The organism is Pseudomonas kurunegalensis (assembly GCF_030291635.1).
GTDB classification, from domain to species: domain Bacteria; phylum Pseudomonadota; class Gammaproteobacteria; order Pseudomonadales; family Pseudomonadaceae; genus Aquipseudomonas; species Aquipseudomonas monteilii.
In genome coordinates, this window is record NZ_CP127871.1 from 4,965,464 (window position 1) to 4,983,256 (window position 17,793).

Annotated in this window: 18 protein-coding genes and 1 tRNA gene; 14 read left to right on the forward strand and 5 right to left on the reverse strand. The window is 63.3% G+C overall.

All coding sequences use genetic code 11. The features are described from left to right. Positions 1–105: 105 nt before the first annotated feature. Both QQ992_RS22685 and QQ992_RS22690 read right to left on the reverse strand, forming a co-directional pair. Positions 106–1,485 carry a sensor histidine kinase gene (locus QQ992_RS22685; RefSeq protein ID WP_060497929.1) on the reverse strand — a complete coding sequence of 460 codons (1,380 nt, stop codon included), beginning with the start codon at positions 1,483–1,485 and terminating at the stop codon, positions 106–108. Continuing rightward, positions 1,478–2,149 (reverse strand): response regulator, encoded by a 672-nt coding sequence (locus QQ992_RS22690; protein ID WP_286111122.1) that lies wholly within the window; start codon positions 2,147–2,149, stop codon positions 1,478–1,480. Before QQ992_RS22690 ends, QQ992_RS22685 begins: the two co-directional genes overlap by 8 nt. Before the next feature lie 201 nt (positions 2,150–2,350). Between QQ992_RS22690 and QQ992_RS22695 the strand changes: the two genes are divergently transcribed. The 5 genes from QQ992_RS22695 (at position 2,351) to QQ992_RS22715 (ending at position 7,792) form a co-directional block, all read left to right on the forward strand. After that, a complete protein-coding gene (locus tag QQ992_RS22695) occupies positions 2,351–3,640 on the forward strand; it encodes an OprD family porin (protein ID WP_016713687.1) in 1,290 nt (429 codons plus the stop codon). Positions 3,641–3,672: 32 nt separating this feature from the next. After that, the gene (locus QQ992_RS22700) at positions 3,673–4,653 is read left to right on the forward strand and encodes a Bug family tripartite tricarboxylate transporter substrate binding protein (RefSeq protein WP_003252023.1); all 981 of its coding nucleotides are present in this window, start codon (positions 3,673–3,675) and stop codon (positions 4,651–4,653) included. Between the two features lie 138 nt (positions 4,654–4,791). Then, positions 4,792–5,250 (forward strand): tripartite tricarboxylate transporter TctB family protein, encoded by a 459-nt coding sequence (locus tag QQ992_RS22705; RefSeq protein ID WP_060497932.1) that lies wholly within the window; start codon positions 4,792–4,794, stop codon positions 5,248–5,250. Positions 5,251–5,253: 3 nt separating this feature from the next. Then, a complete protein-coding gene (locus QQ992_RS22710) occupies positions 5,254–6,768 on the forward strand; it encodes a tripartite tricarboxylate transporter permease (protein ID WP_286111124.1) in 1,515 nt (504 codons plus the stop codon). Further along, positions 6,761–7,792 carry an AbrB family transcriptional regulator gene (locus QQ992_RS22715; protein WP_286111125.1) on the forward strand — a complete coding sequence of 344 codons (1,032 nt, stop codon included), beginning with the start codon at positions 6,761–6,763 and terminating at the stop codon, positions 7,790–7,792. The genes QQ992_RS22710 and QQ992_RS22715 overlap by 8 nt, the downstream gene beginning before the upstream one ends. 26 nt (positions 7,793–7,818) lie before the next feature. On the opposite strand, the gene ung is transcribed toward QQ992_RS22715, so the two are convergent. Then, positions 7,819–8,511, reverse strand: a complete 693-nt coding sequence (gene ung, locus QQ992_RS22720; protein ID WP_286111126.1) for a uracil-DNA glycosylase — start codon at positions 8,509–8,511, stop codon at positions 7,819–7,821. Positions 8,512–8,637: 126 nt separating this feature from the next. Here ung and dspII point away from each other — a divergent pair, with 126 nt between their 5' ends. Then, positions 8,638–9,744, forward strand: coding sequence for an enoyl-CoA hydratase/isomerase DspII (dspII, locus tag QQ992_RS22725; protein WP_286111127.1), 1,107 nt, complete (start codon positions 8,638–8,640; stop codon positions 9,742–9,744). A 44-nt stretch (positions 9,745–9,788) separates the two neighbouring features. On the opposite strand, the gene QQ992_RS22730 is transcribed toward dspII, so the two are convergent. Continuing rightward, on the reverse strand, positions 9,789–10,238 hold the full coding sequence (locus QQ992_RS22730; RefSeq protein ID WP_105945808.1) for a hypothetical protein: 450 nt from the start codon (positions 10,236–10,238) through the stop codon (positions 9,789–9,791). A gap of 212 nt (positions 10,239–10,450) precedes the next feature. Here QQ992_RS22730 and QQ992_RS22735 point away from each other — a divergent pair, with 212 nt between their 5' ends. The 5 genes from QQ992_RS22735 to QQ992_RS22755 all read left to right on the forward strand — a co-directional run bounded on the left by QQ992_RS22735 (position 10,451) and on the right by QQ992_RS22755 (position 14,256). Continuing rightward, the gene (locus tag QQ992_RS22735; protein ID WP_286111128.1) at positions 10,451–11,932 is read left to right on the forward strand and encodes a sensor domain-containing diguanylate cyclase; all 1,482 of its coding nucleotides are present in this window, start codon (positions 10,451–10,453) and stop codon (positions 11,930–11,932) included. Continuing rightward, entirely contained in the window at positions 11,925–12,137 is a 213-nt protein-coding gene (locus QQ992_RS22740) for a cysteine-rich CWC family protein (RefSeq protein ID WP_060497939.1), read from the forward strand. The genes QQ992_RS22735 and QQ992_RS22740 overlap by 8 nt, the downstream gene beginning before the upstream one ends. 9 nt (positions 12,138–12,146) lie before the next feature. Beyond that, positions 12,147–12,839 carry a pseudouridine synthase gene (locus QQ992_RS22745; RefSeq protein WP_016713678.1) on the forward strand — a complete coding sequence of 231 codons (693 nt, stop codon included), beginning with the start codon at positions 12,147–12,149 and terminating at the stop codon, positions 12,837–12,839. A 345-nt stretch (positions 12,840–13,184) separates the two neighbouring features. Beyond that, positions 13,185–14,072 carry a (R)-3-hydroxydecanoyl-ACP:CoA transacylase gene (phaG, locus tag QQ992_RS22750; protein ID WP_105945805.1) on the forward strand — a complete coding sequence of 296 codons (888 nt, stop codon included), beginning with the start codon at positions 13,185–13,187 and terminating at the stop codon, positions 14,070–14,072. A 110-nt stretch (positions 14,073–14,182) separates the two neighbouring features. After that, positions 14,183–14,256 (forward strand) — tRNA-Gly (locus tag QQ992_RS22755). Here the strand turns inward: QQ992_RS22755 and QQ992_RS22760 are convergent. Further along, positions 14,223–14,423, reverse strand: coding sequence for a hypothetical protein (locus QQ992_RS22760; RefSeq protein WP_119371292.1), 201 nt, complete (start codon positions 14,421–14,423; stop codon positions 14,223–14,225). The two genes, QQ992_RS22755 and QQ992_RS22760, sit on opposite strands and share 34 nt — an antisense overlap. Here QQ992_RS22760 and QQ992_RS22765 point away from each other — a divergent pair. The 3 genes from QQ992_RS22765 (at position 14,422) to QQ992_RS22775 (ending at position 17,793) form a co-directional block, all read left to right on the forward strand. Beyond that, complete coding sequence (locus QQ992_RS22765) at positions 14,422–16,128, forward strand: SulP family inorganic anion transporter (RefSeq protein WP_286111129.1); 1,707 nt, start codon at positions 14,422–14,424, stop codon at positions 16,126–16,128. The two genes, QQ992_RS22760 and QQ992_RS22765, sit on opposite strands and share 2 nt — an antisense overlap. Positions 16,129–16,414: 286 nt before the next feature. Then, positions 16,415–16,702 carry a NadS family protein gene (nadS, locus tag QQ992_RS22770; RefSeq protein ID WP_286111130.1) on the forward strand — a complete coding sequence of 96 codons (288 nt, stop codon included), beginning with the start codon at positions 16,415–16,417 and terminating at the stop codon, positions 16,700–16,702. An 80-nt stretch (positions 16,703–16,782) separates the two neighbouring features. After that, positions 16,783–17,793 carry a DUF4917 family protein gene (locus QQ992_RS22775; protein WP_286111132.1) on the forward strand — a complete coding sequence of 337 codons (1,011 nt, stop codon included), beginning with the start codon at positions 16,783–16,785 and terminating at the stop codon, positions 17,791–17,793.

Genomic DNA, 17,793 nt, shown 5'->3' on the forward strand with positions numbered 1-17,793 from the left:
CCTATCGCCGGCAAGCCAGCTCCCACAGGTGCTGCACAGGCCTTGAGACCTGTGCAGCACCTGTGGGAGCTGGCTTGCCGGCGATAGGGCCAGAACAGCAACACATCAATCTGCTATAAAACTCACCCGCACCCGCAGCCCGCCGTTCTCGCCATCATGCAGGCTTACCTGCGCCAGGTGCGCCCGGCAGATCTCACCAACAATCGCCAGCCCAAGCCCGCTCCCTTGCGCACTGCGCCGGTAGAACCGCTCGAACACCCGCTCACGCTCAGCCTCGGGAATGCCCGGCCCGTCGTCTTCCACCTCCAGCACCGCCGGCGCCACCACCCGCAAGATCACATTGCCACCTTCTGGCGTGTGCGCCAGGGCATTGTCCACCAAGTTGCTCAACAGCTCGTTGAGCAGCGTCGGCTCACCCTTCAGCCACACAGGCGCCTCGGCCTCCAGGGCCAGCGCAACGCCGCGCTTGTGTGCCAACGGGGCCATAGCCATGCCCAGCTCACGGGCCAGCTGGCTCAGGTCCAGGCGCTGCGCGCCGCCCTCGGCAATTGCCCGCGCTCCGTTCTCCACCCGTGCCAACGACAACAGCTGGTTAGCCAGGTGGGTCAGGCGGTCAGTGCCTTGCGCCGCAGATTCCAGCGTCTGCCGCCACTCTTGCGGCTCGGACGAGCGAAGGCCCAGCTCCACCCGCGCCTTCAAGGCAGCCAGCGGCGTACGCAACTCATGGGCGGCATCGGCAATGAACTGCGCCTGGCGCTCGAACTGGCCGCGCAGGCGCTCGGTAAAGTGGTTCAACGCTCGCACCAGCGGGCCGAGCTCACGCTGCACCTGCACCACCGGCAAGGCCCGCAAGTCATCTGGCTGGCGCTCTTCCACCGCCGTGCGCAGGCGTTCCAGCGGCCGCAACGCCGCACTCACGGCAAACCACACCATCACCAACGCGCCCAGCGCCAGCATACCCAGGCGCAACAGGGTGTCGGCCATCAGCCCACGGGCCATGCGCACCCGCGCCTCCTCCGTCTCGGCCACGCGGATTTCCGCCATGCCGTTCATGTTCGGCTCGGTCACTGCCTTCAGCAGGCTGACCACCCGCACGTCCTGGCCCAGGTAGGTGGCGTTGTAGAACCGCGCAAGCGCCGGGTAATCATCAGTGCGCGGCGTGCCGGGCGGCGGCGGTGGCAGGTTCTCGTAGCCGGAAATCAGCCGCTGCTTGATGTCCAGCACCTGGTAGTAGATGCGCCCGGCGCTGTCGTAGGCGAACGTGTCCAACGCCACGTAAGGCACATCCGCGCTCAGCGAGCCGTCACGCTGCGACAGGCCAGCGGCAATGGTGCGCGCCGAGGCCAGCAGGGTGCGGTCGTAAGCGGTATCGGCGGCCTCACGGCCATTCCAGTAGGCGCTCAGGCCGCTGGCCAGCATCAGCACCACCAGCAGCAGGGCCAGGTTGCCCAGCAGGCGCCCGCGCAAGCTGCCGTTGTCACGCATCGCGGTGCTCTAGCAGATAGCCCAGCCCACGGAAGGTGACAATGGCCACCGGGTGGCCGTCGAGCTTTTTGCGCAGCCGGTGGATATAGATTTCGATGGCATCCGGGCTGGCTTCTTCATCCAGGCCGAACACCTGGGCAGCCAGTTGCTCCTTGCTCATCACCCGACCAGGGCGTGCGATCAGCGCTTCCAGCACGCTTTGCTCGCGTGACGTCAGGGTCAGGTTGTCGTCGCCAAGGACAAAGCGCCGGGTATCCAGGTCGTAAACCAGCGGCCCGCAACGTTGCTGGCGCTCGCCACCGAGCACACTGCGGCGCAGCAACGCCTTCACCCGCGCTTCCAGCTCGGTCAGCTCGAACGGTTTGGCCAGGTAGTCGTCTGCCCCCAGGTTCAGGCCATGAACCCGGTCCTTGACGTCGCTGCGCGCGGTCAGCATCAGCACCGGGACAGTCTTGCCACGGCCGCGCAGGCGCGCCAGCACCTCGAAGCCATCCATGCGCGGCAAGCCGACATCCAGCACGGCCACGGCGTATTCCTCGCTGGCCAGAGCCAGGTCGGCAGCCACGCCGTCATGCAGCACATCCACGGTAAGGCCGTGGCTTTTCAAGGCCTGGGCCACGCTTTCGGCCAGTTGCAGATGGTCTTCGACCAGCAGCACACGCATCGGATTCTCCCTGCTCGGGTGGGGCGGTTGGCGCGGAGTGTACCGCTGTCGCCAAGCCTGTGAAGCCCCTTGTAACAAACCTTTCACGCTGAAAGGTTAGCGAAAGGTTCGTTACCTAGCATCGCACCACGGTCGCCCTTCGCGCCGAAAAAAGCACCAGCAAGGTGCAACGAATAAGAACAATAAACGGAGTCATCGACGATGCTGTCATCGCAGCCGCAGGCGTTCGCGCCTACCCGTTCCTTTGCCGCACGCCCCTCCGCCATCGCCAGCGCCCTTGCGCTTGCCGGTGTCGCCCCGATGAGCCAGGCCGCCTTCTTCGAAGACAGCACGGCCACCTTCGAAACCCGCAACATGTACTTCAACCGCGACTTCCGCGACGGCACCAGCGCGCAGCAATCCAAGCGCGACGAGTGGGCCCAGGGCTTCATCCTCAACTTCGAGTCCGGCTACACCGATGGCACCGTAGGCTTTGGCCTGGATGCACTGGGCATGCTCGGCATCAAGCTCGATTCCAGCCCCGACCGCACCGACACCGGCCTGTTGCCGACCCACGATGATGGCAAGGCCGCCGACGAATATTCCAAGCTCGGCCTGACCGGCAAGGTGAAGATTTCCCAGACCGAACTGAAGATCGGCACCCTGATCCCCGAGCTGCCAACCCTGCAGCCCAACGACGGGCGCATCCTGCCGCAAACGTTCGAAGGCGGCCTGCTCACCTCGAAGGAAATCAAGGGCCTGACCTTCACTGGCGGTCGCCTGGACAAGGCCAAGGACCGCAACGACACCAACTGGGAAGACCTGGCGCTGAACAACAAGAACGGCCGCTTCGGTGGCAGCTTCAGCGCCGACAACCTGGCCCTGGGCGGGCTGGACTACCAGTTCACCGACCGCATCACCGGCAGCTATCACTTCGCCCAGCTCGACGATATCTACCGCCAGCACTTCATCGGCATGGTCGCCACCCAGCCGTGGGGCCCGGGCACCTTCGGCGCCGACCTGCGCCTGGCCGTGAGCGACGACGCCGGTGCGGCCAAGGCGGGCAACATCGACAACACCACCGTCAACGGCATGCTCAGCTACGCCCTGGGCGGGCACAAGGTCAGCGCCGCCTGGCAGCAGCTGTCAGGGGACAGCGCCTTCCCGTATGTCGATGGTGCCGACCCGTACCTGGTCAACTTCGTCCAGATCAACGACTTCGCCGGCGCCGACGAGCGCTCCTGGCAAGCGCGCTACGACTACAACTTCGCCGCCCTCGGCGTGCCCGGCCTGACCTTCATGACCCGCTACATCAGCGGCGACAACGTCAGCCGCGCCGCCGGCGGCGAGGGCAAGGAGTGGGAACGCAACACCGAGCTCAAGTACGTGGTACAAAGCGGCCCGTTGAAGAACGTCGCCGTGCGCCTGCGCAACGCCACCTTCCGCTCCAACTTCGCCCGTGACGCGGACGAAGTGCGGCTGCTGGTGAGCTACAGCGTCGCCCTGTGGTAACCCAATAACAACAACGCTCACGGAGATAGACGATGACCTTTTCACTGCGCCGCCTCGTCCTCGCTACCGGCTGCCTGCTGTTGGCCGGCAATGCCCTCGCTGCCGAACCGAAACGCCCCGAATGCATCGCCCCCGCCTCGCCCGGTGGTGGCTTCGACCTGACCTGCAAGCTGGTGCAAAGCGCCCTGGTGCAGGAAAAGATCCTCAGCAAGCCGATGCGCGTCACCTACATGCCTGGCGGTGTCGGCGCGGTGGCCTACAACGCCGTGGTCGCCCAGCGCCCGGCCGATGCCGGCACCCTGGTGGCCTGGTCCAGTGGTTCGCTGCTGAACCTGGCACAAGGCAAGTTCGGCCGCTTTGACGAGAACGCGGTGAAGTGGCTGGCCGCTGTCGGTACCAGCTACGGCGCCATCGCGGTGAAAAGCGACTCCCCTTACAAAACCCTCGACGACCTGGTCGCGGCGCTGAAGAAAGACCCGAGCAAAGTGGTGATCGGCTCTGGCGGCACCGTGGGCAGCCAGGACTGGATGCAGACCGCCCTGATCGCCAAGGCTGCCGGCATCAACCCGCGTGACCTGCGCTACGTGGCTCTGGAAGGCGGTGGCGAAATTGCCACGGCGTTGCTGGGTGGCCATATCCAGGTTGGCTCGACCGACATCTCCGACTCCATGCCGCATATCCAGAGCGGCAACATGCGCATCCTAGCGGTGTTCTCGGAAAACCGCCTGGACGAGCCCGAGATGAAAGACATCCCCACGGCCAAGGAACAGGGCTACGACATTGTCTGGCCGGTGGTACGCGGTTTCTACCTGGGGCCAAAGGTGAGCGACGAGGACTACGCCTGGTGGAAAGCTTCGTTCGACAAGATGCTGGCCTCGGAAGACTTCGCCAAGCTGCGTGACCAGCGCGAGCTGTTCCCGTTCGCCATGACCGGCGAAGAGCTGGACGGCTATGTGAAGAAGCAAGTGGCTGACTACAAGGCATTGGCCAAGGAATTTGGCCTGATTCAGTAAGTCATCCACAACCTTTCTCAGATACCTGTGGGAGCGGGCTTGCCCGCGAAGCAAGCACCGCGGTGAATGGCACCGGCGTTGCCGGTGTTCGCGGGCAAGCCCGCTCCCACAGGGTCCGCGTTCAACGAGGACTCTGCAATGATCCTACAACGCATCTTCGCCCTGGCCCTGCTGGCGGTGTGCGCCGCCCTGGCCGTGATGGCCTTGCCCTACCAGGCGGCGTTTTCCTATGAGCCGGTCGGCCCACGCGCCTACCCGCTGCTGATGCTCGGCCTGATGAGCCTTGGCCTGCTGTACCTGGTGTTTCGCCCGACGCCCATCGTGCGCAAGGACGACGAACCGGAACTGGACCGCGAAACCCTGACCAAGATTGCCGCCTGCGTTGGCCTGCTGGTTGTTTTCGCCGCCACCTTCGAGCCTTTGGGCTTCATTCTCAGCGCCATGCTGGTCGGTGTGCCCATGGCCCGGTTGTACGGCGGTCGCTGGCTGCACAGTGCCATCGTGGTGGTCGGCATGAGCGTCTTTCTCTACTGGCTGTTCGACCGCGTAATGGACGTGCCCCTGCCCCTTGGCCTGCTGAGCGTACTGGAGAACTGACACATGGATACCTTGAGCTACCTGGGCCAGGGCTTCGGCGTCGCCCTGTCCCCCTACAATTTGGTCACCGCCCTCTCCGGCACCCTGATCGGCACCGTGGTCGGCCTGCTGCCAGGCCTGGGCCCGATCAACGGCGTGGCCCTGCTGATTCCCATCGCCTTCGCCCTGGGCCTGCCACCGGAGTCGGCGCTGATCCTGCTGGCAGCGGTGTACCTGGGGTGCGAGTACGGTGGGCGTATCAGCTCGATCCTGCTGAACATCCCGGGCGAGGCCTCGACCGTGATGACCACCCTCGACGGTTACCCGATGGCCCGCCAGGGCCTGGCCGGCGTGGCCCTGTCGCTGTCGGCCTGGAGTTCGTTCATCGGTGCCTTCATCGCCACCTGCGGCATGGTGCTGTTCGCGCCGTTGCTGGCGAAATGGGCCATTGCTTTCGGCCCGGCGGAGTACTTCGTGCTGATGGTGTTCGCCATCGTCGCCCTGGGCGGCATGGCCGGTGACAAACCCCTGAAAACGTTCATTGCCGCCCTGATCGGCCTGTTCCTGTCAGCGGTCGGCATCGACGCCAACAGCGGCGTCTACCGCTTCACCGGCGACAGCGTGCACCTGGCCGACGGCATCCAGTTCGTGGTGCTGGTGCTGGGCCTGTTCTCCATCAGCGAAATCCTCCTGCTGCTGGAAAAGACCCACCATGGCCACCAGGCGGTAAAAGCCACCGGCCGCATGCTGTTCAACTTCAAGGAAGCGGCTTCGGTGTTTGTGGTGAACATCCGTTGCGGTCTGCTTGGTTTCATCATGGGTGTTCTGCCTGGCGCCGGCGCAACGTTGGCCAGTGCCGTGGCCTACATGACCGAGAAGCGCCTGGCGGGTGAAAGCGGCAAGTTCGGCAAGGGCGATGCCCGTGGCCTGGCCGCGCCGGAAACCGCCATCGGTGCTTCGTGCTGTGGCGCCCTGGTGCCGATGCTGACCCTGGGTGTACCGGGCTCTGGCACCACCGCCGTGATGATCGGTGCCCTGACCCTGTACAACATCACCCCCGGCCCACTGCTGTTCGAACAGCAGCCAGACATCGTCTGGGGCCTGATCGCCTCGCTGTTCATCGCCAACATCATGCTGGTGATCCTCAACATTCCGATGATCCGCATTTTCACCCGCATCCTCGCCGTGCCGAACTGGGCGCTGGTGCCGGTGATCGCCATCATCACCGCCATCGGCGTGTACGCCGTGCATGCCACCACCTTCGACCTGTTCCTGATGGTCGGCATTGGCATCATGGGTTACATCCTGCGCAAGCTGGACTTCCCGCTGTCGCCGATCCTGCTCGGTTTCATCCTCGGCGGGCTGATGGAGCAGAACCTGCGCCGCGCACTGTCGATTTCCAACGGTGAGCTGGGCATCCTCTGGTCGAGCCCGATCAGCATGGCCGTATGGGCGCTGGTGGTGCTGATGCTCGCCTTGCCGCTGCTGCGCATCTGGCGCAAACGCAGCCAGCAGCGCCGGGCCCTGGCCGATGCCTGATCGCGCGTTGCCGTTGTTTGTCGCAACCGGGCTGGTCGGCCTTGCTGGCGGTTACATCGCCAGCAAGGTCGGCTGGCCTTTGCCGTGGATGGTCGGCTCGCTGCTGGCCATCATCCTGGTGCGCTGCCTGACGCCCTGGCAACTGTCAGAGATACCCAACGGCCGCAAGTGCGGGCAGTGCATCATCGGCATCGGCATTGGCCTGCACTTTACCCCGGCAGTGATCGAGCAGGTGGGCAGCCATTTTGCGCTGATTTTCTTCGGCGCCCTGTTCACGACCCTGTCCAGCGTGATCAGCGTGTGGCTGTTGCGAAAGACCGGTGAAGACCGCGCCACGGCGTTTTTCGCCAGCATGCCAGGAGGCTCGGGGGAGATGGTCAACCTCGGCGCACGTAACGGCGCGGTACTGAGCCAGGTGGCTGCGGCGCAGAGCCTGCGGGTGCTGGCGGTGGTGCTGTGCGTACCGGCACTGTTCAAGTTCTTGCTGGGTGATGGGGTACCGCTGAACCACGCGGGCAGCGTCAGCTGGAGCTGGCTGGCCTTGATCGCGCCGTTGGGCGTTGCCGTTGCGCTGCTCTGGCAACGCTTGCGCCAGCCCAATCCGTGGCTGTTCGGGCCATTGCTGGTAGCGGCCACGGTCAGCCTGGCCGGCAACCTGCAAATCGCACTGCCCAATGGTGCCAGCCAGATCGGCCAGTGGCTGATAGGCAGCGGCCTGGCTTGCCACTTCAACCGCGCCTTCTTCCGCCGCGCACCGTCGTTCCTGGGGCGCACGCTGTTAGCCACGGCGCTGTGCATGGCGATTGCCGGCAGTGCCGCGTGGGTGCTTAGCGTGATGACCGCGCTGGATTTGCGTTCGCTGACGCTGGGGATGATGCCGGGCGGGATTGCCGAAATGAGCCTGACAGCAGAGACCCTGCAACTGTCGGTACCGTTGGTCACGGCCTTGCAGGTGATGCGTTTGCTGTTTGTGCTGTTTCTGGCGGAGCCGTTGTTCAGGTATTGGGTAAGGGACCAGCACTAGGGGCCGCTGCACGGCCCCGGTAACCCTCAAAGCGGCGGCAATGCCCAGTTGATTGGTGCCATGCCACGCTGCTCAAGGAAGCTGTTGGTCCGGCTGAAATGCCCGCACCCCAGGAACCCACGGTAAGCCGACAACGGCGACGGGTGCACCGACTTCAGCACCAGGTGCTTGGTCCCATCGATCAGCTTCTGTTTGCTCTGCGCATGTGAGCCCCACAGCAGGAACACCACGTTCGGGCACTGCTCACTGACCACCTGGATAACCCGGTCGGTAAAGAACTCCCACCCCTTCTTGGCGTGCGATGCCGCATTGGCTCGCTCCACGGTCATGGTCGTGTTGAGCAGCAATACACCTTGCTCGGCCCAGCTTTGCAGGTAGCCATGGCTGGCAATCGGGATGTTCAGGTCGCGCTGCAGCTCCTTGTAGATGTTGACCAGCGACGGCGGCGTGGCCACGCCCGGTTGCACCGAGAAACACAGACCATGCGCCTGGCCCGGCCCGTGGTAAGGGTCCTGGCCAAGGATGACCACCTTCACCTGGTCCAGCGGTGTCGAGTTGAGTGCATTGAAGATCAGCGGCCCTGGCGGGTAGATCTCCTTGCCGGCGGCATATTCGCTGCGCAGGAACGCTCGCAGCTGATGCATGTAGGGCTGGTCGAATTCGGCGCGCAGTGCGGCCTTCCAGCCGGGTTCGAGTTTGATGCGATCGTCGTCAGTCATGGGGCCATCCGTAAACAATGGCGCGACACTAGGTAAGCCCTTCCCGCTTGTCAAACGATCCGACCGACAACCGGCATGTTCGGCCAGGCAGGCCATACTTGTGCGATGACTTGAGCGAGGTAGTCCATGGCCATTCATTGCGAGGTACTCACCGGCGCCGATGGCGCCCGCATCGGCATTGCCACCCTGGATGCACCCAAGGCACTCAATGCCCTGAACCTGCCCATGATCGAAGTATTGGGCGAACAACTGCATGCCTGGGCCCACGACCCGGGTGTTGTCTGCGTGCTGCTGCGCGGCAACGGCGCAAAAGCCTTCTGCGCCGGTGGCGATGTACGCGCACTGGTACAAGCCTGCCGCGACCACCCCGGCAGCGTGCCGCCCCTGGCTGCCACCTTCTTCGCCGCCGAGTACCGCCTGGACTTTGCCCTGCACACCTACCCCAAGCCGCTGCTGTGCTGGGGGCATGGCCATGTGCTAGGTGGCGGCATGGGGCTGTTGCAGGGGGCCAACGTGCGCATCGTCACACCCAGCAGCCGGCTGGCCATGCCGGAAATCAGCATTGGCCTGTACCCCGATGTGGGCGCGAGCTGGTTTCTGGCACGGCTGCCGGGCAAGCTGGGGTTGTTCCTGGGGCTGACGGGGGCACCGATCAACGCCCGCGATGCCCTTGACCTGGGCCTGGCCGACCGCTTTCTGGGCGAGCACCAGCAAGAGGCATTGATCGAAGAACTGCTGCAGTTGAACTGGCAAGAGCAGACCGCCCTGCAGCTGAACAGCCTGCTCAAGGCCGAACAGCACCGCGCCTGTGCCGAGTTGCCCGAAGCCCAGTGGTTGCCAAGGCGGCAGGTGATCGATGCGTTGCTCGACGTGGCCGATGCGGCGGCGGCCTGGCGTGCACTGGAAGGGCTCAAGCACCATGACGACCCGCTGCTGGCCGAGGCCGGCCAACGGCTGCATCAGGGTTGCCCACTGACGGCGCACCTGGTCTGGGAGCAAATCCGCAGGGCACGGCATCTGTCGCTGGCACAGGTGTTCCAGATGGAATACAGCATGAGCCTGAACTGTTGCCGTCACCCCGAGTTCAGCGAAGGCGTACGCGCCCGCCTGCTGGACAAGGACGACCAGCCGCGCTGGCACTGGCCCGATGTGGCGCAGGTGCCGGCGGCGGTGGTCGAGGCGCATTTTGCCAAGGTGTGGGAGGGGCGGCACCCATTGGCAGATCTGGGTTAGGCTTGCCGGCGATGGGGCGCAAAGCGCCCCCGCTTCACTTCACCTTACCGCTGCCAGTTGCCTCCTTGCCCCTGGCCACGCTGGCCATCCCAACGCCCGCCACCATTCCCCTGCCTGTTGGAATGCGAATCGCCACGCTGGTAGCGCTGGCTGCCATCACGATAGTCATGGCGATCCCGGTCTTGCCTGTAGTCTTGCCGTTGACGATTGCCATAGTCGTAGCGCGGGTTGCCATGCCACCGGTTCATCCCCGGCTGCGGATACGGCCGGTATTGCGGCGCGGGGGCTGGCCGGTAGTAATAGCGTGGCGCAGGCTGGTAGTAATAGCGCGGTTGCGGCGTGACGTAGTAACGGTCATAGCGATAATAGCCCGGCGAGACGTAACGGTCGGTGGAGTAGTAGTCCGAACGGTAATAGCCCCCGCTCTCGTAGTACGGGGCGCAGGCGGAAGTCATCAGCCCCAGCAGGGCGATCAACAGGATTCGATAGGACATGGCGGCCTCCTGGACCGCTGGAGTGCCCGAACAGCGGCGCTGGCGAGCATCGATGCGTGATGCGTTCATCGACACTGAATAAGACAGCGACGCCGAGGTGCAGTGCCATTTCTGCAACAATTTGATACAGGTGCGATAACCCCGAAAAACTTGCAGTCATTTATCGGTCATCTCACTAGAATGGGCGGCTCGGCACACATCATGGGAAGATCATGCCCTCACGTTCCGCTCTGTTCTCGCAGCGCTCGCTGATCGTTACCCTGCTGGTGCTGCTGGCCTGCGGCTTCCTTGCTACCTCGCTGCTCAGCTACTTCTCCTCGCGCAGCGCCATCCGCGACGGCATTATCAATACCGAATTGCCGCTGACCTCCGACACGGTCTACTCGGAAATCCAGAAAGACCTGATTCGCCCGGTGCTGATCGCCTCGATGATGGCCCAGGATACTTTTTTGCGTGACTGGGTACTGTCGGGCGAAAAGGACACCCAGCGCATGACACGCTACCTGGGCGAGGTCATGGGCAAGCAGGACACCTTCACCTCGTTCTTCGTCTCCGACCGCACCCTCACCTACTATCAAGCCAAGGGCGTGCTCAAGCATGTGCAAGCCGGCACATGGCGCGATGCCTGGTATTTCCGCCTGCGCGACCTCAAGGCCCCCTACGAGATCAACGTCGACCTGGACATGGCCAACCAGGACAGCCTGACCGTATTCATCAACTACCAGGTGCATGACTACCAGCACCGCTTCATTGGCGCTGCCGGGGTCGGGCTGAGTGTGTCCTCGGTGGTCAAGCTGATCGATCAGTACCAGCGTCGCTACCAGCGGTCGGTCTTGTTTGTCGATGCCAAAGGCAAAGTGTTGCTGACCGGTTCCGAAGGTGGCCCGCACGGTTTGCGGGTCGGCCAGCCACTGAGCGACAACCCCGAACTGAGCGATGTGCTGGCCGAACAGCGAGTGCCCGGCGAAGGCAGCCACGAGTACCACGACAGCGACAACCACAGCCACTTCCTCAACGTGCGTCACTTGCCCGAGCTGGACTGGTACCTGTTGGTGGACAAGCGCGAAACCGGCGCCCTCGACCGCATTCGCCACTCCCTGTACCTGAACCTGGCCATCTGCGCGATGATCACGTTGGTGGTGCTGGCGCTGGTGCATGCCATGGTGCGCCGCCATCAGGCCAGCACCGAGGCCCTGGCCACGCTCGACAGCCTTACCGGCCTGCCCAACCGGCGCAGCTTCGACTTGCTCGCCGCCCAGGCGTTGCACGAAGCCCAGCGCGACAGTGGGCCGCTGGTGGCGCTGCTGATCGACCTGGACCACTTCAAGGCGCTGAATGACACCCACGGCCACCTGGCAGGCGACGAAGTGCTGCGCCAGTTCGCCAATGTGCTGCAGGGCAGCCTGCGCCAATCGGATATACTCTGCCGCTGGGGCGGCGAGGAGTTCATCGTGCTGCTGCGTGAAGCCGAAGGTCGGCAGGCCATCGAGGTGGCGGAAAAGATCCGCCGCCGCACCGAACAGCTTACGTTCAGCTACGACGAACAACCCCTGCGCCTGACCACCAGCATCGGCCTGAGCAGCCTGCAACCGGGAGATACCCTGCACGCCCTGCTGACCCGCGCCGACCGAGCGCTCTATCGTGCCAAGCAGGCCGGCCGTAACCGCGTCTGCAGTGAAACCCAAGATGAATGACAGCCAACACTGCCCCGCTTGCGGTGCCCTCAACCAGTGCAGCCTGGCCGACCCACGCCGCGCCACCCAGGCCTGCTGGTGCTACAGCGTGAGTATCGACCCGGCCGTGCTCCAGGCCCTGCCCGCCGAATTACGCGACAAAGCCTGCCTGTGCCCACGCTGCGCGGCCGTTGAAGAACAACTTCGATCAACCACTTCTCACTGACCTGTTGCAATGCGCCTCGACCGCTTCCTTGCCAACCTGCCCAGCCTCAACCGCCAACAAACCCGCCTGATGCTGGTACAACGTCGTGTGCGGGTAGATGGACAGGTGGTCAGCGACCCGCTGACCGAGGTACGCGAATTCAGCCGCGTGGAGCTGGACGACCAGGTGCTGCAGGCTGGCCGACCGGCGCGCTACCTGATGCTGCACAAACCCACGGGCTGTGTCAGCGCCACCCAGGACCCGCAGCACCCTACCGTGCTCGACCTGCTGCCCGAAGCATTGCGAGGCGACCTGCACATAGCCGGGCGCCTGGACTTCAACACCACCGGGCTGATGATCCTGACCAACGATGGCCAATGGTCACGGCGCCTGACCCAACCTGCCACCAAGCTGCCCAAGCACTACCTGGTGGACACCGAGGACGAGATTGGCGAGCACTATGAGGCCAAGTTTCGTGAGGGTTTCTACTTCGCCTTTGAAGACCTCACCACCCTGCCCGCCCAGCTGGACATCCTCGGCCCGCGCCAGGCGCGACTGGCGATCGTCGAAGGGCGCTATCACCAGGTCAAGCGCATGTTCGGGTTCTTCGACAACAAGGTGGTGGGGTTGCACCGGGAAAGCATGGGCGCGATCCGCCTGGATCCTGATTTGGCTCCGGGGGCGTTTCGTGAACTGACGGCGGATGAAATCGCCACTGTCTAGGCTGCCCGTTCTGGCCCAAGGTGGTCATACGACCGCTCAGCGACAAAAGTCACAAAATCTCCCGAACGGCACTTGCAGGATCCCTGACCCACTGCTTGAATCCAAATCGTCAGTCTGCATGTGACTAACAAGTCACGCCCGCAGTCGAAGACGCCTTTTGCCGGCCACCCAGGGCCTCGATGCCTTGGGGCACGGCAAATTGCCCGCCAAAAACAATACCGTCGACGCATGTGCCAAGGATCGACACAGGGCCCCCCGGTTACTCTTCAGGCGAATGCCTACCTGTCATAAAGAACGTGCACCCTAGGTGACGCGAATACCCTTTTTGCGCCAGGAGTCGATGACATGAGGCCAGAAATCGCTGTACTTGATATCCAAGGTCAGTATCGGGTTTACACGGAGTTCTATCGCGCGGAAGCGGCCGAGAATACGATCATCCTGATCAATGGCTCGCTGGCCACCACGGCCTCGTTCGCCCAAACGGTACGTAACCTGCACCCGCAGTTCAACGTAGTGCTGTTCGACCAGCCGTATGCCGGCAAGTCCAAGCCGCATAACCGCCAGGAACGGCTGATCAGCAAGGAGACCGAGGCGCACATCCTCCTTGAGCTGATCGAGCACTTCCAGGCCGACCATGTGATGTCGTTCTCATGGGGTGGCGCAAGTACGCTGCTGGCGCTGGCGCACCAGCCGCGGTGCGTGAAGAAGGCCGTAGTGAGTTCCTTCTCGCCGGTGATCAACGAACCGATGCGCGACTACCTGGACCGTGGTTGCCAGTACCTGGCCGCCTGCGATCGCTACCAGGTCGGCAACCTGGTCAACGACACCATCGGCAAGCACCTGCCATCACTGTTCAAGCGCTTCAACTACCGCCACGTCAGCAGCCTGGACAGCCACGAGTACGCGCAGATGCACTTCCACATCAACGAGGTGCTGCAACACGACCTGGAGCGGGCGCTGGACGGCGCACGCAATATCAACATTCCGGTACTGTTCATCAACGGCGACCGCGACGAGTACACCACGGTCGAAGATGCGCGGCAGTTCGGCAAGCACGTGGGCCGAAGCCAGTTCAGCGTGATCCGCGATGCGGGCCACTTCCTGGATATGGAAACCAAGGCCGCCTGCGAGGACACCCGCAATGTCATGCTGGGGTTCCTCAAACCAACTGTGCGTGAAACCCGTCAACGCTACCAGCCGGTACAACAGGGGCAGCATGCATTGGCCATTTGAGCGCATCGGCGCCCTGTGGCTGATCCCGCAGGCTATAGGGTGCCGACAAGCTTTTTTATAACTTGGGCTTCTAATTCGTGGAGGGTTCTGGTAAAAAGTGCTGCGCAGACGCGGGTATAGTTTAGTGGTAAAACGAAAGCTTCCCAAGCTTTAGTTGAGGGTTCGATTCCCTCTACCCGCTCCACATTGCATCACCGCATGACGTTCCAGCAACGTCATCGCTGTCAAAAGGAGCCTCGGCTCCTTTTTTCGTTTCTGCCCTCCCGGTTTGATCTGGCCCATGGCCAATTGCCTGCCGATCCGCTTCAATGCGTAGATGGTTACGTGAAGCATTTCGAAAGGACGACGCATGTTTCTCTCCCGCTGGCTACCGGGCCTTGCCAACCTGCTGCACTACCGCCGCGAATGGTTCCATGCCGATTTGCAGGCAGGCCTCTCGGTCGCGGCGATTCAGATACCCATCGCCATCGCTTACGCACAAATTGTCGGTTTGCCGCCACAGTACGGCCTGTACGCCTGCGTCCTGCCAATGATGGTCTATGCCCTGATCGGCAGCTCGCGCCAGCTGATGGTAGGCCCTGACGCCGCCACCTGCGCGATGATCGCCGGTGCCGTGGCGCCGCTGGCCATGGGCGACCCGCAGCGCATTGCCGAACTGTCGGTGATCGTCACCGTGCTGGTCGGGGTGATGCTGATCGCTGCCGGCCTGGCACGGGCCGGGTTCATCGCCAGCTTCTTCTCGCGACCGATCCTGATCGGCTACCTCAACGGCATCGGCCTGAGCCTGATCGCAGGGCAGCTGTCCAAGGTGGTGGGGTTCAAGATCGAGGGTGACGGTTTTATCCTCAGCCTGATCAACTTTTTCCAGCGCCTGGGTGAGATCCACTGGATCACGTTGTTCATCGGCCTGGCCGCTCTGGGCCTGCTGATCTGGCTGCCACGGCGTTTCCCACGCCTGCCCGCCGCGCTGACCGTGGTGGCACTGTTCATGTTGCTGGTCGGCCTGTTTGGCCTCGACCGCTTCGGCGTCGCCATCCTCGGCCCGGTGCCCGCCGGCATCCCGCAGCTGGCCTGGCCGCACAGCAACCTGGCAGAAATGAAGAGCCTGCTGCGCGACGCCCTGGGTATCGCCACCGTCAGCTTCTGCAGCGCCATGCTCACCGCACGCAGCTTTGCCGCCCGCCACGGCTACGCGATCAACGCCAACCACGAATTCGTCGCCCTGGGCGTGAGCAACCTGGCGGCCGGGGTGTCCCAGGGCTTTGCCATCAGCGGCGCCGACTCGCGCACCGCCGTCAATGACATGGTGGGTGGCAAGAGCCAGCTGGTGGGCATCGTCGCCGCGCTGGTCATTGCCTTGATCCTGTTGTTCTTCACCGCGCCGATGGCGTGGATCCCGCAGGCAGCATTGGGCGCCGTGCTACTGATGGCCGGCTGGGGGCTGATCGACATCAAGTCGCTGGGGCTCATCCGCCGCCTGAGCCGCTTCGAGTTCTGGCTCTGCCTGCTGACCACGGCGGGCGTGCTGGGCCTGGGCGTGCTGCCCGGCATCGTGTTTGCCGTGACCCTGGCGATCCTGCGCCTGCTCTACAGCATCTACCAACCCACCGACGCCGTGCTCGGCTGGCTGCCGGGCACCGAAGGCCAGGTCGACATCCGCAAGCACAAGGACGCCCGCACCGTGCCGGGCCTGGTGGTGTACCGCTTCGACGACGCGATCCTGTTCTTCAACGCCGACTACTTCAAGATGCGCCTGCTCGAAGCGGTGCAGAGCCAGGACCAGCCCAAGGCCGTGCTGTTCGATGCCGAAGCCGTCACCAGCATCGACGTCAGCGGTATCGCCGCCTTGCGTGAAGTGCGCGACACCCTGGCCGCGCAAGGCATCTTCTTTGCCATCGCCCGCGCCCGGGGCACGTTCCTGCGCATGCTGGTGCGCTCGGGGATGGCACGGGAAATGGAAGACAAACTGCTGTTCGGCTCGGTGCGGGCGGGAATTCGGGCGTATCGGGTGTGGCGTAACCGCAACCGCAGCACGCTCATTACCGGAGAGGGCTGAACAGAACGCTATCGCAACCCATTCGGCCCCTACAGAGAAAAGGACTACCCGCCCCCCGGAAAAGGATGATCGCCCAGTGAAGAGCGGATTCGCTAGCCTCGCTGACCCGATCCTGAATACGGCCGGGCAATCCTTCTCTGTGGCGCTGGACCACCAGCAGCTACGCCAATGGCGTACAACCTGTTATGCTTTTTACCGAAACAGCCTTGTTCACCAAGCGAGTCAAGGAACTCCTTGATGAACAACGCAAGGCGCTGAGGTCGATCATTGAACACTGGAGGCACGCATGAACCGCTTTTTTGACGAACTGATGGAAAGCGTGCAACAAATGGACGACATCGTCCAAGGGAAGCAGGCGCCTTCTCGAGAGTTCGAGATCGATGCACTCCTGGTGCGTAACATCCGCAAGGCAACGGGACTCACGCAAGCACGCTTTGCCGAGATCATCGATGTTCAGGTAGCAACATTGAGGAATTGGGAACAAGGGCGGCGAGAACCTACCGGGCCTGCCAAGGCATTACTACGCGCAATACGTAATGATCCTGATCATGTATTAAAGGCCCTTGCGCACTGACAAGGGCCTGTAGGCGTCGCACACCCTGCACGACATGCTAAAGTCGCCCCCGCTCCCCGCTCCACCCAACGGACTCCAGCATGCCTGCACTTGACGCCATCCTCACCCCCTGGCCAGAACTCGCCGCCCGCCATCCCTGCGATGCCCTGCTACTGGGCAACGGCGCCAGCCGCGCAGTGTGGAAGCCTTTCGGCTATTTCTCGCTGTTCGAGGAAGCACAACGCGCAGGTCGCAAGAAAGGCCTGGCGGTCAGTGACCAGGCCCTGTTCAAGTCGTTGGGCACGGAACTGTTCGAGCCGGTGCTCAGCGCCCTCAACACCACCGTGCGTACCAACGCCGCGCTGGCCATCAACTCCACCGCACCGCTGAACCGCTATTACTCGATCAAGGAAGCGTTGATTCACGCCGTGCGCACGGTACACCTGCCATGGCCGCTGATGCCGTCAGCCACCCTCGCGACCCTCAACCAGGCCCTGCGTGGCTACCGCAGCGTCTACACCAGCAACTACGACCTGCTGCTACCGTGGGCTGTACAGCGCGCCCCATACGGCTTCGCCGAACTGTTCGACGAACAAGGCTTCTTCGACGTGCGTCGCACCCGCAGCGAAGGCACGCGGGTGATGCACCTGCACGGCGGCCTGCATCTGCTGAAGCTGCCAGACGGCACCACCCGCCAACGCAGTGCCGACAGCGCCGAACTGCTTGATGGCTTTGCCGTGAACATCCCGGGTGAAGTGCCACTGTTCGTCAACGAAGACCGCAGTGACGAAAAACTGCGCGCCATCCGCCATTCGGATTACCTCAGCTGGTGCCTGGGGCAGCTGGCCCAGGAAAGCCAAGGGTTATGCCTGTTCGGTCAGCACCTGGACAGCAGTGACCAGCACCTGCTCGAAGCCATCCGCCAGGCCCGACCGAAGCAGCTCTCGATTGCTATCCGGCCGGTGAGCGAAGCTTCGGTGATCAACCAGAAGCAGCATTTTGTTGATCGGTTTGGAGATTTGGCCGGGACGCAGGTGCATTTCTATGACGCCAGTACGCATCCGCTGGGGCTGTCGACATTAGCTATCGAAGTGCCGCTCCCCCGTAAATGA

Bases quoted from the DNA above. Each gene is read 5' to 3' on its own strand.
- QQ992_RS22685 (WP_060497929.1), bottom strand. From the start codon at position 1,485: ATGCGTGACAACGGCAGCTTGCGCGGGCGCCTGCTGGGCAACCTGGCC.
- QQ992_RS22690 (WP_286111122.1), bottom strand. From the start codon at position 2,149: ATGCGTGTGCTGCTGGTCGAAGACCATCTGCAACTGGCCGAAAGCGTG.
- QQ992_RS22695 (WP_016713687.1), top strand. From the start codon at position 2,351: ATGCTGTCATCGCAGCCGCAGGCGTTCGCGCCTACCCGTTCCTTTGCC.
- QQ992_RS22700 (WP_003252023.1), top strand. From the start codon at position 3,673: ATGACCTTTTCACTGCGCCGCCTCGTCCTCGCTACCGGCTGCCTGCTG.
- QQ992_RS22705 (WP_060497932.1), top strand. From the start codon at position 4,792: ATGATCCTACAACGCATCTTCGCCCTGGCCCTGCTGGCGGTGTGCGCC.
- QQ992_RS22710 (WP_286111124.1), top strand. From the start codon at position 5,254: ATGGATACCTTGAGCTACCTGGGCCAGGGCTTCGGCGTCGCCCTGTCC.
- QQ992_RS22715 (WP_286111125.1), top strand. From the start codon at position 6,761: ATGCCTGATCGCGCGTTGCCGTTGTTTGTCGCAACCGGGCTGGTCGGC.
- ung (WP_286111126.1), bottom strand. From the start codon at position 8,511: ATGACTGACGACGATCGCATCAAACTCGAACCCGGCTGGAAGGCCGCA.
- dspII (WP_286111127.1), top strand. From the start codon at position 8,638: ATGGCCATTCATTGCGAGGTACTCACCGGCGCCGATGGCGCCCGCATC.
- QQ992_RS22730 (WP_105945808.1), bottom strand. From the start codon at position 10,238: ATGTCCTATCGAATCCTGTTGATCGCCCTGCTGGGGCTGATGACTTCC.
- QQ992_RS22735 (WP_286111128.1), top strand. From the start codon at position 10,451: ATGCCCTCACGTTCCGCTCTGTTCTCGCAGCGCTCGCTGATCGTTACC.
- QQ992_RS22740 (WP_060497939.1), top strand. From the start codon at position 11,925: ATGAATGACAGCCAACACTGCCCCGCTTGCGGTGCCCTCAACCAGTGC.
- QQ992_RS22745 (WP_016713678.1), top strand. From the start codon at position 12,147: ATGCGCCTCGACCGCTTCCTTGCCAACCTGCCCAGCCTCAACCGCCAA.
- phaG (WP_105945805.1), top strand. From the start codon at position 13,185: ATGAGGCCAGAAATCGCTGTACTTGATATCCAAGGTCAGTATCGGGTT.
- QQ992_RS22765 (WP_286111129.1), top strand. From the start codon at position 14,422: ATGTTTCTCTCCCGCTGGCTACCGGGCCTTGCCAACCTGCTGCACTAC.
- QQ992_RS22760 (WP_119371292.1), bottom strand. From the start codon at position 14,423: ATGCGTCGTCCTTTCGAAATGCTTCACGTAACCATCTACGCATTGAAG.
- nadS (WP_286111130.1), top strand. From the start codon at position 16,415: ATGAACCGCTTTTTTGACGAACTGATGGAAAGCGTGCAACAAATGGAC.
- QQ992_RS22775 (WP_286111132.1), top strand. From the start codon at position 16,783: ATGCCTGCACTTGACGCCATCCTCACCCCCTGGCCAGAACTCGCCGCC.